Genomic DNA, 13,696 nt, shown 5'->3' on the forward strand with positions numbered 1-13,696 from the left:
GGCGCCGCACGGCGTTTTCGGCCGATTTGTTGACGCGTGTCAATTGGGCCCGTGGCAGTGTGAGGGCGGGCTCGCGGGCACGTCGAGCGAGGGATTGCGGTCGAAGAACCCGTACGGTTTGAGCCAGAACGACACCACGTCCGCCGGCATGATGGGCCAGTCCTCGGGCCTGGTGATGTGGTGGATACCGAACACGTACCACAGCACCACATCGGTGTTCTCGATCGACCGGTTGGCCCGGGTCCAGGCACCCAGTCCCGTGTCGGTGGTCGACTGGTTCACGAATTCGCCTGCCGGCCAACGCTCGTCGGGATGGTTCGGGGTGACCCACAGAGTGTGGCCGATCACCGTGGCGCGCTGGAACACCGGAGAATCCGGGTCGAACATCGGCGGGATGGCGCCGGTGGGGACCAGCTTGTAGGACGGGTGCGTGCCCAGCCCGTTGACGACGTTGGTGTTGACCACCTTCCACGCCCGCTGGGTGGCGAAGTTGAGATCCTGGATCGCCTGCCGCTCGGTGCGCAGTGGCACGTTGCGCTGCACCACCGACAAGCCGTAGGGATTCTCCGGGCTCATCGGTTCGGCGTAGGACTCCGACATGTAGACGGTGTTGTCGCTGCCGTCGACGTCGAGATCCAGCCGGGCCACCAGGAAATGCTGATGGAACGGCGCGTAGGTGCGTTCGTCGACCAGGGTGCCGTTGGGGTGGGGCCTCCCGGCCGCGAACGGGGTGGTCACCATGATCCCGGTGGCGCGGACCTCGCACTCGATGTTGCCGTCCTGGTACAGCCGCCAATAGATCAGGTACTCGTAGTTGGCGACGGTGACGTGACTGGAAATGGTGAGCCGCCGCATGCGGCGCACCTCGGCACCGGCGGTGTCGACATGCTTCCACAGCACGGCATTGTCTTCCTCGTGGATGCAGATCGCGTTGGAGATGGTGTACGGCTGGCCCTGCGAGTTGTGCAATGTGGCGTCCAGGTACCGGATTTCGCCCAGGCAGTCGCATCCGAGCTCCAGCGACGTGGTCATGAAACCCAGACCCCACTCGCCGATGTCGAACGCGGTGCGGCGGTAGTGATCCACCGACGGGTCACGGTAGGGCACCATCATCTCGGCGAACGACAGCCGGTGCGCCACCGACCTGTCCCGGCCGCCGTCGCGATACTTCAAGGCGTGCAGCGTCATGCCTTCGCGATGGTTGAAACCCACTCGCAGCGACCAGTTCTGCCACGTCAGCAGATTTCCCGACAGGGTGAACGACGGGCCTTCGGGCTGGGTGATGTCCAGCGGTTTCACGGGGTCCCGCTGCCAGGTGGCGCGAATGCGGTCCGGAATGTGCTTGGGCACATACTCACCCATGGTCTTGGGCGGTGCACCGCCCCCGGTGAAGGGATCGTCGTCCTCGATGCGCAGCAACTCCATGGTGTTGAGGTCGATGACGCAGTGCAACCCGCTGACCGCGGTGGCATAAGGATTGGTGCCCGGCGCGCTGCGCAGCCAGGTGTCCGACCAGCCGATGCGCCGGTCACGGTATTCCGGCGGCGCGACAGCGGCCCCGTAGGTCCAGGTGTCCATGAACACCAGATCCATATCGGTGATGCCCCGCTTGGCCAGCGCGGCGATCACGTCCGGGTGCGCGCGCAGCATCGCATCGCACTCATGGAACTCGTCGACGGTGAAGTTGGCCTGGACGCCGGGCACATGCTGATGAGATTCCACCCGGTCGTCGGTCAGCGACACCACGCTGCGATAGGTCGCGTTGCTGCCCCGGTCCAGGCACAGCACCAGGGCCTTGCGGGCCGGTCGTGTCCCACCGCCGTCGAACTCGGCCAGCTCGGCCTTACCGGGTTCCAGCATCTCGATGCAGTTGATCCGCCAGCCCTCACCCACGTTGCACTCGCGCCGCAAAATCGCCGAAACCGCGATGAACTCGTCTGCAGACAGCGGATCCAGTGGGTGATCAGAGGATGGGCGCAGGGATTCGCTCATGAGCAGTTACGCAATCACATCGTCGACTGCGGCGCAGGACATCAGCGACAACTCGACGCTTCTCAACGCGCCAGGGAGAACCCCGACCATGCGGTGCGTCGATCCTGGTCCGGATCGAGTTCGACGCGTGTGTGCCGGTCGAACACCAGCACCGCCCGTTCGTCGTGGTGGTAGGCGGGCCAGTCGTCTCCCGGAACACCGGTTCGGCTGAACGCACGCCAGCGGGTCTGGACCTCGCGAGTCACCCGGGCCGCCGAACGTTGGTCCCCCGCGGCGGTCAGCAGGGAACCCAACCGGGTGCGGTAGACGTCGAACACGGCGAGCAGCTCGGTGGCGTGGGTGGCGCCCATGCCGGACCACTTCAGGGTGCGCGGCGCATAGTCGTAGCGGTACAGGTAGGTGGGCGCGTGGGTGCTGTGCGCCTCGGCGATCTCCCAGGCCGCCGACGCGAAGGCGAAATCACCACCGAGGCGTATGCAGGCATCCGGCCGCGGATAGTCGGGGTAAGCCGCGGTGATACGCGCCCGCGCGTCCGGTCCCGCCTCGGCCAGCAAGGCCTCGATCATGGGTTCGGTGGTGGGCAGCAGCTTGAGGAACCGGGTGAACAGCCGGGCCTCGTCGGCGTTGCTGCCCACGATCAGCGGCACCCGATGTGCCTCACCGCGCCGCATCGCCTCCAGCGGCTCGGTCGGCAGATAGTCGTCGCCGTAGGTGGGACCCACCGGGAAGGCGCCGAACATCTCGTCGGTCCCCAGGGCGAGCAGCTGGTCGGTCGCAGTGACCAGGTCGGCGGCCTGGGCGGTGCGCAAGACGCGCGCGGCGTCGGCCCTGTCGGCGCCGATCAGTGTCGCGAAACGATCCGCGATGGCGGCGGCCTGCTCGGTCGAGGAGGACATGCCTGCGGCGGGACTCTCCGAAATGACCTGATGGAACAGCCCTTTGGCGGCGGGAACCGCGAGCAGGGTGGCCACCGCGTGGGCCCCTGCGCTCTCCCCGAAAATCGTCACGTTGTCCGCGTCACCACCGAAGACGGCGATGTTGTCGCGCACCCACTGCAGCGCCAGCACCAGATCACGCAGGAACAGGTTGGAGTCGATCGGGAATTCCGGGGTGCCCAGTGACGACAGATCCAGACAGCCGAGCGCCCCCAGGCGGTAGTTCACCGAGACGTAGACGCAGCCGCGGCGGGCCAGTTTCACCCCGTCGTAGATCGGGGTGGCCGAACTGCCCAGGATGTAACCGCCCCCATGGACGAACACCATGACCGGTAGCGGCTCGTCCGCCGGCTTGTCCGGTGCCACGACGTTGAGCGTCAGGCAGTCCTCACCCATCGTCTGATAGCGGCCGAGGCCCGTGAGCGTGTACTTGCGTTGCTGCGGAGCGCAATTGGCGAAGCCGTGGCAATAGCGCACTCCCCGCCACGGCTCGGGCTGCTGCGGCGCCCGCAGCCGCAGTGGCCCCACCGGAGGGCGGGCGTACGGAATGGAGCGCCAACGGTTCACGCCGTTGCGGGTGAACCCCTCGACGGCACCGCTCGAGACGGTGGCGCGGACGGTGTGCTCGTGCATAACCCCGACGGTAGCGGACAGGTGTCCAGCAGATCGGGTTGACCGAGATCGCGTGTCCCGGCAGCTACGGTGGCTGACATGCGGATGGTTGTCGCGATCGCTGCGTCGGTGCTGATTGCGGGCTGCTCGGGCGCCGGCGAAGAACAGTCCGGCGGCTCCGGCGCCTCCACGTCATCCTCGCCGAGCCCCAGTTCAGCGGCGGTTTCGACGCCCCGCACCACCACCTCACCCAGCCCGACTGGCCCGCCCCCCGCGGACGCACCGGTGGCCGCGGTGATCTCGTGGGTGCAGGCCGGTTCCCCGGCTGACCTGGCCGGATTCCACAGCGCGACACGCGACGGCACGACCACCGACCTCGGTGAGGGTGTGGCCTTCGTCACGCCCTCGGGTAAGACCCAGTGCCGCACCGACGCGACGATGACCGGCGGCGCGCTGGCCTGCCTGGTGGAACTCGCCGAACCGCCCGCCCAGCCGGACGAGGTGGCCGGGCAGTGGATCGGCAACTGGGTCGACTTCGACGGCGGTGCGGCACAGGTGGGCTCGGTACATGGCGACCCCGGCCCGTTCACCGTCGGCACCGGACCCGAGCTGCCCTACGGCAGCTCCCTGAGGTTCGGCGACTACCAGTGCCGCACCGATCCGGTGGCGTTGTTCTGCGTCAACTTCGCCCGTCAGACCGCCGTGCAGATGTCCGATGCCGGTGTGGTGCCGTTCGGCTGCCTGGAGCAGGTGCCGCCGCCGGCTGACGCCGGCGTCCGCTACGAGTGCGGCTAGCGTCTAGGCCAGCACACCCTTGTTGCGCAGGATCGGCAGCACACCTTCGGCGAACCAGTACGCCTCTTCCAGGTGCGGATACCCGGAGAGGATGAACTCGTCGAAACCCAATGAGTGGTACTCCCAGATCAGGTTGGCCACTTCCTGGTGGCTGCCCACCAGGGCGGTGCCCGCGCCGCCGCGAACCAGACCCACCCCGGCCCACAGGTTGGGATAGATCTCCAACCGGTCGAGCCGACCGCCGTGCAGCGCGGTCATCCGGCGCTGCCCCTCGGACTCCGAGTTGCTGTGCAGCGCGGTAGCTTTGGCGATCTGTTCCGGGGTGAGCCGGCGTACCAGCTCGTCGGCAACAGCCCACGCGGCCTCGGAGGTGTCGCGGCTGATGGTGTGCAGCCGGATCCCGAACCGGACATCGCGACCGCGGGCGGTGGCCAGTGCACGCACCTTGGCGATCTTCTCGGCGGCCGCCTGCGGCGGTTCACCCCAGGTGAGGTACACATCGACGTGCTGGGCGGCGATCGGCAACGCCGCTGGTGAGGAACCGCCGAAATAGATCTCCGGCAACGGGTCGGGCGGTTCGGATACCCGCGCGTCGGCGACGGTGTAGTAGCGCCCGGTGTAGTCCACCGACTCCTGGGTCCAGGTGGCTCGGACGATGTCGAGGAACTCGCCTGTGCGGGCGTAACGTTCGTCGTGGGACAGCCAGTCACCGAACCGGCGCTGCTCGCTGTCGTCGCCGCCGCTCACGATGTTGAGCAGCACCCTGCCGTCGGAGAACCGTTGCAGCGTCGCGGCCTGCTGCGCGGCCAGCGTCGGCGGCACCAGGCCGGGCCGGAAGGCCACCAGGAATTTGAGGCGTTCGGTCTCGGCCAGCAACGCCGACGCGGTGAGCCAGGCGTCCTCACACCAGGTTCCCGTGGGGGTGAGCACGCCCTCGTAGCCGAGCCGGTCTGCCGCCCGGGCGATTTCAGCGAGGTAACGCCGTGTCGGCGGGCGGTAGCCGTCGGGGACCACTCGTTCCGATGAGGCATGGGAGGAACCGACGATCGACCGGCTGTCCCCGCTGGTGGGCAGGAACCAGAAGAACTTGGCGGGCACGGTATCCGGTTCTACCGGGTGCGGCCCCAGCCTCACCAGGGTTGCGCTCCTGGTGAGGCAAAGGGCCGCTTGCCGTTCAGTCCTTGGTGAAGCTGGTGTCACCGGTGACGAGTTCGGCGACCACCGGCTGGCCGTTGATGGTGGTGCGCAGCCCGTCGAGGGTCAGCTGCGGGGCCGGCGCCAGCTGCCGGGCGTTGCGGACCCGTTCCCGGAACTCCTCCCCCTGCAGGTCGAAGACCGTCTTGTCATCGTCCTTCGGGGTGAACTGCACGCCAGTGGAGGTGTCATCCGGCCGGACCACCCAGGAGGCGCGGACGCCGCCGAGCTCGGCGGTGTACATCCCGGCCGGGTCGGCCACCTGCGGTGCGGAGAACGCGTAGGTGACGCCGTTCATCGTCAGGTCACCGACGACATCGGCGCCGTTGTACTCCGCGGCCAAGGTGTCCTTGAACTTGCCGGTGATGTCCAGGGCACCATCGTCCTGGGTGCCGAAGAACCAGGCCTCGTCCTTGCTGCCGTCGCAGGCGTAGGCCACCACCTTCTCACCGCTGACCGCGACGCCGAGAGTCATGGTTCCGCCGTCGGCCATCGGCATGTCGGCGATGTAACGGGCGGCCTGCGGGAACGGTTGGGCGGCGGCCACGCTGGTGCTCGAGGTGGGCGCGGCAGTGGTGGTGGAAGTGGCTTCCGTGGAGGAGCCGCCCGAACATGCCGGCACGGTGCCCAGCGCCACCATCGCGGTGGTGCCGATCAGCAGGGTACGGAGGTGTTTTCTCATGTCCACCAGCATGGTCGCCGTGGGACGGGGTTACATGGAGATAGCGTGGAGATTCGGTGGAGATCCCCGGCTCACGACCCCAGGAAGGCCGCCACCTCGTCGCGGAACACCCGCCACGCGGGCTCGTCAGAGGTCAGCAGATGATTCTTGCTGTCGAGAGCCACCAGACGCGCATCGGGAATCAATGCCGCCAGCTCCTGGCCGGACTGCATCGGCACCCGATGATCCTCACGGGAATGCAGGATCAAGGTCGGGCACTGCACGTCGCGGGCCTGCTCGCGCACATCGATGGTGGCGAACTGCTCCAGGAACCGCACCGCGTTCTCCGGTGAGGTGGTGCGCCGCTGCAGCTGATCGAAGGCCGCCCAGTCAGCACGGCTGCCGTCGGGCAGGAACTGCGCGGCGAACACCTGACGAAAAGCCGGGTCGTCTTTACCCCAGCCCACCCGGGCCAGATCGAGATCCAAAGCGGCGGCGCGCTTTTCCTGCTCGCCCACCGCCCGCACCGCTCGGCCCCGGGCATATGCGCCACACAGCACCAGCTTGGTCACCCGCTCGGGATGCTTGGCCGCATACGCCACCGCCACCGCACCCCCCTGCGACACACCCAGAAGCGGAAACTGTTGCAGGTCAAGTGCTTCGACCACGGATTCGAGATCGGCCACCCAATCGTCGAAGGTGAACGCGCCCGCCTCCCAGTCCGAGAGACCACAACCGCGCTCGTCGTAACGAATGAAGGTATGCGCCTGCGACAGGTCGCGGACCCAGTGACACCACACCGGGCTCTCGATGTCGTAGCCGAGGTGGGTCATCCAGTTGGCCGCCCGCACCAGCGGCTGGCCCTGCCCGGCCACCGCATAGGCCAACCGGATGCCGTCGGCGGCCCGGGTGAAGGCGATGGTCTGCCTGGGCAACGGCGGCGCCGGCTCGGGTTCGGTGGCGGGTGCCTGCGGTGCGTCAGCGACCGCACCGATGAACTGGTAACCGCGGCCGCGGACGGTGCGGATGTAGCGCTGGTGTTCGCCGTCGTCGCCCAGCGCCCGGCGTGCAGCCTTGATCCGGCTGGTCAACGCGGCCTCACCGACGAACCGTCCGCCCCAGACGGTGTCGAACAGTTCCTCCTTGGTGACCAGGCGGTCCCGGTTGGTCACCAGCTGGGTCAACACGTCGAACACCTGCGGTTCGATCCGGATCACAGATCCTTTGCCCCGCAGTTCGTATCGCGCGGTGTCGAGTTCGAAATCGTCGAATCGCCACACCTCACCGGCTGGGCGGGGTCGCGGCGGAACGCTCATGAAAAGTCATGGTAACCATGTCCCGGGGTCCTCAGGAGGTGCTCGTGGCACCGCAACGCGGGAGGATGAATCATGCCCACCCACGTGATCACCGATTGCGCCATCGCGACGATCGATTCCGCCGGCACCGAATACCCGCTCGGTCATGTCGTGATCCGAGACGGGGTGATCGTCGAGGTCGGCAGCGGTTCGGCGCCGTACGTCGCCGATGCCGACGTGATCGACGGACGCGGCTGCCTGGCCACGCCCGGTCTGGTCAACACCCACCATCACCTCAATCAGTGGATCACTCGCGGCTACGCGCAGGACGGCACCCTGTTCGAGTGGCTGACCACGCTGTATCCACTGTGGGCAGGTATCGATCAGGATCTCGAATTCGCCTCTGCCAGCGCAGCTTTGGGAATGCTGGCGCTCACCGGCTGCACCACGTCGATGGACCACAACTACGTTTTCCCCCACCAAGGCGGTGACGTGTTGGCCGCTGAGGTGGCCGCGGCCGCCCGGATCGGGCTGCGTTTCCACCCCACCCGCGGATCGATGGACCTCGGCGCGTCCTCGGGTGGGCTGCCACCGGACTCCGTGGTCGAGGACATCGACACCATCCTGGCGGCCTGTGCGCAGGCCGTCGCCGACCACCACGACCCCGGCTTCGACTCCCGGGTTCGGATTGCGCTCGCGCCGTGTTCGCCGTTCTCGGTGACCGGCGAGTTGATGCGACAGTCCGCCGACCTCGCCCGGGAACTTGGCGTGCGGTTGCACACCCATCTCGCGGAGACCGTCGACGAAGAGCAGTTCTGCCTCGAGACGTTCGGCGCCCGACCGGTCGACTACGTCGAATCGCTGGGCTGGCTCGGCGACGACGTGTGGCTGGCACATTGTGTGCACCTGTCCACGGGTGACATCGCGAAGTTAGCCGCAGCCGGGACGGGGGTGGCGCACTGTCCGAGCAGCAACGGCCGGCTCGGGTCCGGCATCGCCCCGATCCCGGAGCTGCTGGCGGCCGGGGTGCCCGTCGGGCTGGGCGTGGATGGGGTGGCGTCCAACGAGCACGGCGGGCTGGCCACCGAACTCCGCGAGGCCCTGCTGGCGGCGCGGTTCCGGCTCGGCCCGCTGGCGTTGAGCGCCCGGCAAAGTCTGCAGATGGGCACCATGGGCGGCGCCCGGTGCCTGGGGCGTGATGCGGAACTGGGATCGCTGGAGAAAGGCAAGCTCGCCGATATCGCGCTGTGGGACCTGACGGGTCTGGGCCACGCGGATATCGAGGACCCGGTGTGCGCGCTGGTCTTCGGCCCGCCCGCGCCCCTGCGCCGGTTGCTGGTCGGCGGTCAGACAGTGGTCAGCGACGGTGCGCTGCGCAACGCCGATCCGGCGACGCTGGCCGGTGAGGCGCGCGCGGCCGCTCGGGCATTGCGCCGGCGCGCCGGCCTCTGAGGCGGGTCACCGCCAGCCGTCGGCAGCTTTGGCCGCCTGCACCAGCGCGTCGCACAACTCCCGCAATTCGGCGCCGTCGGCGCCTTCGTCGACGGCAGTCGCCACGTCTTCGGCGGCGCAGCGCACCTGGAACACCCGGTCGGACAGTTGAGCCGCTTCGTCGGCGGACAACACCACGGCGTCCTCGGGCACCGCAGACCCCTTGACCAGGGCGCGCTGTTCGTACGCGCGCTGGCGGCATGACTGTCTGCAGTACTGCCTGCGCCGCCCCAGGCCGGCGTCGGGAACCTCGCGGCCACACCACCGGCACGGCTGCTGACGCCGTCTACTCTGCGGGCTCACGACCCAGAACTGTAGACGCGCTTTGGCGGCACGTGCCGGATCACGGGTATTCTGGACAGTCGCGTCGCCAGACAGGGAACTGCCATGGGCGCTGATGCGTTGATAGACGCGGAACATTTGTGCTTAAGGAGTTGACGACGATGGCTGATCGTGTCCTGCGAGGTAGTCGCCTCGGAGCTGTGAGCTACGAGACCGACCGCAACCATGATTTGGCGCCGCGTCAGATCGCGCGGTACCGCACCGACAACGGCGAGGTGTTCGACGTTCCGTTCGCCGACGACGCCGAGATTCCCGGCACCTGGCCCTGCAAGAACGGCATGGAGGGCACGCTGATCGACGGCGATGTGCCCGAGCCCAAGAAGGTCAAGCCGCCGCGTACCCACTGGGACATGCTGCTGGAGCGCCGTTCGGTCGAGGAACTCGAGGAGCTCCTCAAGGAGCGCCTCGACATCATCAAGACCAAACGCCGGGGCTGAGCCCCGGCTAGCGAACCACGCCGCGAGCGCGGTCGAGGCGTCCACCCAGACCCCACTGGGCCACCTTGACCAGCGCTTCGCGGATGTTCGACCCACTCATCTTCGATACCCCGAGTTCGCGCTCGGTGAAGGTGATGGGCACTTCCACCACCCGGAAGCCGCTGTTGATGGCGCGCCAGGTGAGGTCGATCTGGAAGCAGTAGCCCTTTGAATCCACCGCGGCCAGGTCGATCTTCTCCAACACCTCGCGGCGGTAAGCGCGATAGCCCGCGGTGATGTCGTGGATACCGACGCCGAGCAGCACCCGCGAATAGGTGTTGGCGGTCTTGGACAGCACCAGCCGCCTGGTCGGCCAGTTGCGCACCGTGCCGCCGGGCACGTACCGCGATCCGATCGCCAGATCCGCGCCCGCATCCACGGCGTCGAGCAGGCGATGCAACTGCTCGGGCGCATGGCTGCCGTCGGCGTCCATCTCCACCAGGACCGAGTACTGACGGTTCAGCCCCCACGCGAACCCGGCCAGGTAGGCCGCACCGAGTCCGTCTTTGACCGTGCGGTGCATGACGTGCACCCGGTCGGGGTCGGCCAGGGCCAGTTCGTCGGCCAGTTGGCCCGTACCGTCCGGGCTGCCGTCGTCGACGACCAACACATGGACGTCCGGCTGGGCAGAGTGGATGCGCCCGACGATGAGTGGGAGGTTCTCCAACTCGTTGTAGGTGGGGACGATCACCAAGGTGCGCTGGCTGGGCTGTTCGCCGGGGATGGTCATGAAGCTCCTGGGGTGGCCACATCGGACGGGGCCGACATTGCAGTCGGACGCAATAACCCTCCATTGTGCCGCACCCGCAGCCATGCTCCTGCCACCACAGCACCCACCCCCAGCGCGACCAGCACCAACAGCACAACAGGTCCCCATTGGGTGGCCGGCGTGATCACGGTTTTCAGCCGCACCGGCATGTCCAGCACCGCGGGCTGGAACCACTCGGTGCGCGCGAGTTCGCGGCCGTCGGGAGCGATCACCGCGCTGATTCCCGTGGTTCCGGCGACCACCACGTAGCGATCGTGTTCGACGGCCCGGGCCCGGGAGAAGGCGAGCTGCTGTTCACTCATCGCCTGGTCGAAGGTCGCGTTGTTGGTGGGCACGGCAAGAACCTGCGCACCGTTGAGAACGGACTCCCGGGCGGCCCTGTCGAAGATCACCTCCCAGCATGTGGTGATGCCGATGGGCACGCCGGCCGCATGCACCACACCATTGCCGTCGCCGGGCACGAAGTAACCGGCCCGAGAGGCGTAGGACGACAGCTTGGCGAAGAAACCCCGCCACGGCAGGTACTCACCGAAGGGCTGGATGATCTTCTTGTCGTGCCGCTCCCCCGGGCCGTCCACCGGATCCCACACGATGACGGTGTTGAGTGCTGCGGGGTTGTCCCGCGTGCTGCCGGGGTGCGCCACCACCCCGCCCACCAAGATGGGCGCGCCGATGGCCTCGGCAGCCATCGTGATCTGCTCGCCGGCATCGGCGTTGGCCAGCGGATCGATATCGGAGGAGTTCTCCGGCCACACCACGAACTGCGGCTGCGGCCGCCGCCCGGCGCGCACGTCCTCGGCCAGCCGCAGCGTCTCCTTGACGTGATTGTCGAGAACCGCGCGCCGCTGGGCGTTGAAGTCCAGGCCCAGGCGCGGCACATTGCCCTGGATCGCGGCGACCGTCACCACCGGCTCGCTGTCGGAGCCGGTGCCGGATTGCCGGACCCCAGGATGTACGACGGCAGTGGCCAGCAGCACCGCGGCGATGCACAGGCCCGGTAGTACCACCGCGGGCGGCCGGTCCGCCTCCGCGGAGGACCGGCGCCACCAGGCGATGACCTCGACCCCGATGGCCACCGCTGAGGCCGCGATGAGCACCACCGCAAAGGACACCAGTGGCACACCGCCGAGCCGCGTCAACGGTAACAGCGGCCCGTTGGTCTGGCTGAAACCCAGCACACCCCAAGGGAACCCGCCGAACGGCACTGAGTTCTTGGCCCACTCCTGCACCATCCACACCGCCGCCAGCCACAACGGCCAGCCCGGCAGTCGCCGCACCGCGACAGCCAACAACCCGAACAATCCCGGGAACAACGCACAGACCAACGACAGGGCCACCCAGGGCGCCGCCCCGACCAGACCGCTGATCCATGGCAGCAACGGCAGATAGAACGCTGAGCCCGCCACGAATCCGTAACCGAAACCGCCTGCGGCCGTGGTGGCCTCGTCACGCAGCACGACGATCAACAGCGCGGCGCCCAGGGTCGCCGCCCACCACCAGCCGAGCGGCGGGAAACTGGCGCAGAGCAGCAGACCCGCCGCGATGGCCGCAGCCAGGCGCAGCGCGCGCAGTTTCAGCCAGTCCAGCGCTCTAGTCATTGCCCTGGCCGTAGATGACGCGGCCACGGTGCACGGTCTGCACACAACGGGGAGTGGGGCGACCAGGTGCCAGCGAGGGCAGCGCGGGCACGCGGGAGCGGGGGTCGGTGGACCACCGTTGCACCGAATCGGCCGGCGCCGCCACTTCCAGGTCATCGGCGGCCCACACGGCGTACGAGGCAGGTGCGCCCGCGGCCAGGGTGCCGGTCACGCCGTCGCGGACACCGCCGGCACGCCAGCCGCCGCGGGTGGCGGCCGAGAACGCGGCGCGGGCCGAGACGGCGGACCCCTCGCTCTGATGGGTGGTGGCGGCGCGGACGGTCGCCCACGGATCCATTCCGGTGACCGGGCTGTCCGAACCGAAGGCGAGTGGCACGCCCGCCGATGCTAACAGCGCGAACGGGTTGAGCTTTTTCGCGCGTTCAGCACCGAGTCGTCGGGCGTACATACCGTCCGTGCCACCCCACAGCGCGTCGAAATTGGGTTGCACGCTGGCGATCACGCCCCAGGCTCCGAGCTTGGCCGTCTGTTCCCTGCTGACCATCTCCAGGTGTTCCAGCCGATGTCCGCAGCGCGCGACGGCGGGCACTCCGAGGTCGCCCACCACGCGTTCGAGTGCGTCGACCACGGAGGTGACGGCCGCGTCGCCGATCACGTGAAAACCGGCGGTCACACCGGCTTCCGTGCACGCCCGCACGTGGGCCTCGATGGCGTCGGCGTCCAGATAGGTGCGTCCGCAGTGCGCGGCGTCGGCGTACGGCTGGGACAGGGCGGCGGTCCGGGAGCCGAGCGCGCCGTCGACGAACAGGTCGCCCGCCAGGCCCCGCGCACCGGTGGTCTCCTGGAGCTCGCGGGCGCGTGCCGCGGAGTCGACAGCCTCGCCCCAGTACCCGACGATGTCGACGCCGTGGTCGGTGGCGCGCAGCTGCTGCCAGTCGTCGAGGCCGCCGATCTGGGGGCCGGCGCATTCGTGGACGGCGACGATCCCGGATGCGGCGAACGCGTCCAGTGCGGCGCTGCGGGCCTGCTGTCGTTGCCGGTCGTTGAGCTGGGCCCGGGCCTCGGCTCGCACCAGGTGGTGCGCATCGGCACTGAGCGGGCCGGTCTCGTCGAAACCGTCGGCGCTGCGCAACCCGGCCGCACGGTTGCGCAGCGCAGTGGAGGCCAGCGCGGAGTGCACATCGATACGCGACAGGTAGGCGGGCCGGGCGCCGACGGCGGCGTCGATCTCCGCGGTGCTGGGAGCACCCGGCTGCGGCCAGGTGGAGTCGTCCCAGCCGTGTCCCCAGATGATGCCCTCGGGTGCTGCGGCGGCATGGTCGGCCAGCAGTCTGAGGCAGTGTTCACGGGAAGTCGCGGCGCGCAGATCCAATGCGCTCAGCAGCAGTCCGGTCGACGTGACGTGCACGTGACTGTCGACAAAAGCGGGGGCGACGAAGGCGCCGCCCAGGTCGACGATGTCGGCGTCGGGAAACTGGGTACGCGCCACGTCGTCGCTTCCCAGCCAGGCGATGGTCTCGCCACGTACCGCCATCG

At 68.4% G+C, this 13,696-nt stretch carries 12 protein-coding genes; 3 read left to right on the forward strand and 9 right to left on the reverse strand.

Annotation, left to right across the window (positions count from 1 at the left end):
* Nucleotides 1-39: 39 nt before the first annotated feature.
* Together AC3A6P_RS25760 and AC3A6P_RS25765 are read right to left on the reverse strand one after the other, a co-directional pair.
* Nucleotides 40-1,992 (reverse strand): primary-amine oxidase, encoded by a 1,953-nt coding sequence (locus tag AC3A6P_RS25760; protein ID WP_487694831.1) that lies wholly within the window; start codon nt 1,990-1,992, stop codon nt 40-42.
* Between the two features lie 62 nt (nt 1,993-2,054).
* The gene (locus AC3A6P_RS25765) at nt 2,055-3,560 is read right to left on the reverse strand and encodes a carboxylesterase/lipase family protein (protein ID WP_487694832.1); all 1,506 of its coding nucleotides are present in this window, start codon (nt 3,558-3,560) and stop codon (nt 2,055-2,057) included.
* Between the two features lie 78 nt (nt 3,561-3,638).
* Between AC3A6P_RS25765 and AC3A6P_RS25770 the strand changes: the two genes are divergently transcribed.
* Complete coding sequence (locus AC3A6P_RS25770) at nt 3,639-4,334, forward strand: hypothetical protein (protein ID WP_487694834.1); 696 nt, start codon at nt 3,639-3,641, stop codon at nt 4,332-4,334.
* A 3-nt stretch (nt 4,335-4,337) separates the two neighbouring features.
* On the opposite strand, the gene AC3A6P_RS25775 is transcribed toward AC3A6P_RS25770, so the two are convergent.
* From AC3A6P_RS25775 to AC3A6P_RS25785, 3 genes are all read right to left on the reverse strand, one after another.
* Complete coding sequence (locus AC3A6P_RS25775) at nt 4,338-5,432, reverse strand: LLM class flavin-dependent oxidoreductase (RefSeq protein WP_487694836.1); 1,095 nt, start codon at nt 5,430-5,432, stop codon at nt 4,338-4,340.
* A 76-nt stretch (nt 5,433-5,508) separates the two neighbouring features.
* Nucleotides 5,509-6,210 carry a hypothetical protein gene (locus AC3A6P_RS25780; protein ID WP_487694837.1) on the reverse strand — a complete coding sequence of 234 codons (702 nt, stop codon included), beginning with the start codon at nt 6,208-6,210 and terminating at the stop codon, nt 5,509-5,511.
* Between the two features lie 71 nt (nt 6,211-6,281).
* The gene (locus tag AC3A6P_RS25785) at nt 6,282-7,505 is read right to left on the reverse strand and encodes an alpha/beta hydrolase (RefSeq protein WP_487694838.1); all 1,224 of its coding nucleotides are present in this window, start codon (nt 7,503-7,505) and stop codon (nt 6,282-6,284) included.
* A 72-nt stretch (nt 7,506-7,577) separates the two neighbouring features.
* On the opposite strand from AC3A6P_RS25785, the gene AC3A6P_RS25790 reads away from it, so the two are divergent.
* Nucleotides 7,578-8,936, forward strand: a complete 1,359-nt coding sequence (locus tag AC3A6P_RS25790; RefSeq protein WP_487694839.1) for an 8-oxoguanine deaminase — start codon at nt 7,578-7,580, stop codon at nt 8,934-8,936.
* A gap of 6 nt (nt 8,937-8,942) precedes the next feature.
* Here AC3A6P_RS25790 and AC3A6P_RS25795 read toward each other — a convergent pair whose 3' ends face one another.
* Nucleotides 8,943-9,278, reverse strand: coding sequence for a hypothetical protein (locus AC3A6P_RS25795; RefSeq protein WP_487694841.1), 336 nt, complete (start codon nt 9,276-9,278; stop codon nt 8,943-8,945).
* Nucleotides 9,279-9,418: 140 nt separating this feature from the next.
* Here AC3A6P_RS25795 and AC3A6P_RS25800 point away from each other — a divergent pair, with 140 nt between their 5' ends.
* Complete coding sequence (locus tag AC3A6P_RS25800; RefSeq protein WP_487694842.1) at nt 9,419-9,754, forward strand: RNA polymerase-binding protein RbpA; 336 nt, start codon at nt 9,419-9,421, stop codon at nt 9,752-9,754.
* Between the two features lie 7 nt (nt 9,755-9,761).
* On the opposite strand, the gene AC3A6P_RS25805 is transcribed toward AC3A6P_RS25800, so the two are convergent.
* The 3 genes from AC3A6P_RS25805 to AC3A6P_RS25815 are packed head-to-tail and all read right to left on the reverse strand — an operon-like array spanning nt 9,762 to nt 13,694.
* The gene (locus AC3A6P_RS25805) at nt 9,762-10,523 is read right to left on the reverse strand and encodes a polyprenol monophosphomannose synthase (protein WP_487694844.1); all 762 of its coding nucleotides are present in this window, start codon (nt 10,521-10,523) and stop codon (nt 9,762-9,764) included.
* The gene (gene lnt / locus AC3A6P_RS25810) at nt 10,520-12,160 is read right to left on the reverse strand and encodes an apolipoprotein N-acyltransferase (protein WP_487694846.1); all 1,641 of its coding nucleotides are present in this window, start codon (nt 12,158-12,160) and stop codon (nt 10,520-10,522) included. The genes AC3A6P_RS25805 and lnt overlap by 4 nt, the downstream gene beginning before the upstream one ends.
* Nucleotides 12,153-13,694 carry an amidohydrolase gene (locus AC3A6P_RS25815; protein WP_487694986.1) on the reverse strand — a complete coding sequence of 514 codons (1,542 nt, stop codon included), beginning with the start codon at nt 13,692-13,694 and terminating at the stop codon, nt 12,153-12,155. The genes lnt and AC3A6P_RS25815 overlap by 8 nt, the downstream gene beginning before the upstream one ends.
* Between the last annotated feature and the right edge of the window lie 2 nt (nt 13,695-13,696).

This window comes from Mycobacterium sp. Soil_C_30, assembly GCF_057656995.1.

Excerpts from the sequence above, each read along its gene's own strand:
- AC3A6P_RS25760 (WP_487694831.1), bottom strand. The coding sequence starts at position 1,992 with ATGAGCGAATCCCTGCGCCCATCCTCTGATCACCCACTGGATCCGCTG.
- AC3A6P_RS25765 (WP_487694832.1), bottom strand. The coding sequence starts at position 3,560 with ATGCACGAGCACACCGTCCGCGCCACCGTCTCGAGCGGTGCCGTCGAG.
- AC3A6P_RS25770 (WP_487694834.1), top strand. The coding sequence starts at position 3,639 with ATGCGGATGGTTGTCGCGATCGCTGCGTCGGTGCTGATTGCGGGCTGC.
- AC3A6P_RS25780 (WP_487694837.1), bottom strand. The coding sequence starts at position 6,210 with ATGAGAAAACACCTCCGTACCCTGCTGATCGGCACCACCGCGATGGTG.
- AC3A6P_RS25785 (WP_487694838.1), bottom strand. The coding sequence starts at position 7,505 with ATGAGCGTTCCGCCGCGACCCCGCCCAGCCGGTGAGGTGTGGCGATTC.
- AC3A6P_RS25790 (WP_487694839.1), top strand. The coding sequence starts at position 7,578 with ATGCCCACCCACGTGATCACCGATTGCGCCATCGCGACGATCGATTCC.
- AC3A6P_RS25800 (WP_487694842.1), top strand. The coding sequence starts at position 9,419 with ATGGCTGATCGTGTCCTGCGAGGTAGTCGCCTCGGAGCTGTGAGCTAC.
- AC3A6P_RS25805 (WP_487694844.1), bottom strand. The coding sequence starts at position 10,523 with ATGACCATCCCCGGCGAACAGCCCAGCCAGCGCACCTTGGTGATCGTC.
- lnt (WP_487694846.1), bottom strand. The coding sequence starts at position 12,160 with ATGACTAGAGCGCTGGACTGGCTGAAACTGCGCGCGCTGCGCCTGGCT.
- AC3A6P_RS25815 (WP_487694986.1), bottom strand. The coding sequence starts at position 13,694 with ATGGCGGTACGTGGCGAGACCATCGCCTGGCTGGGAAGCGACGACGTG.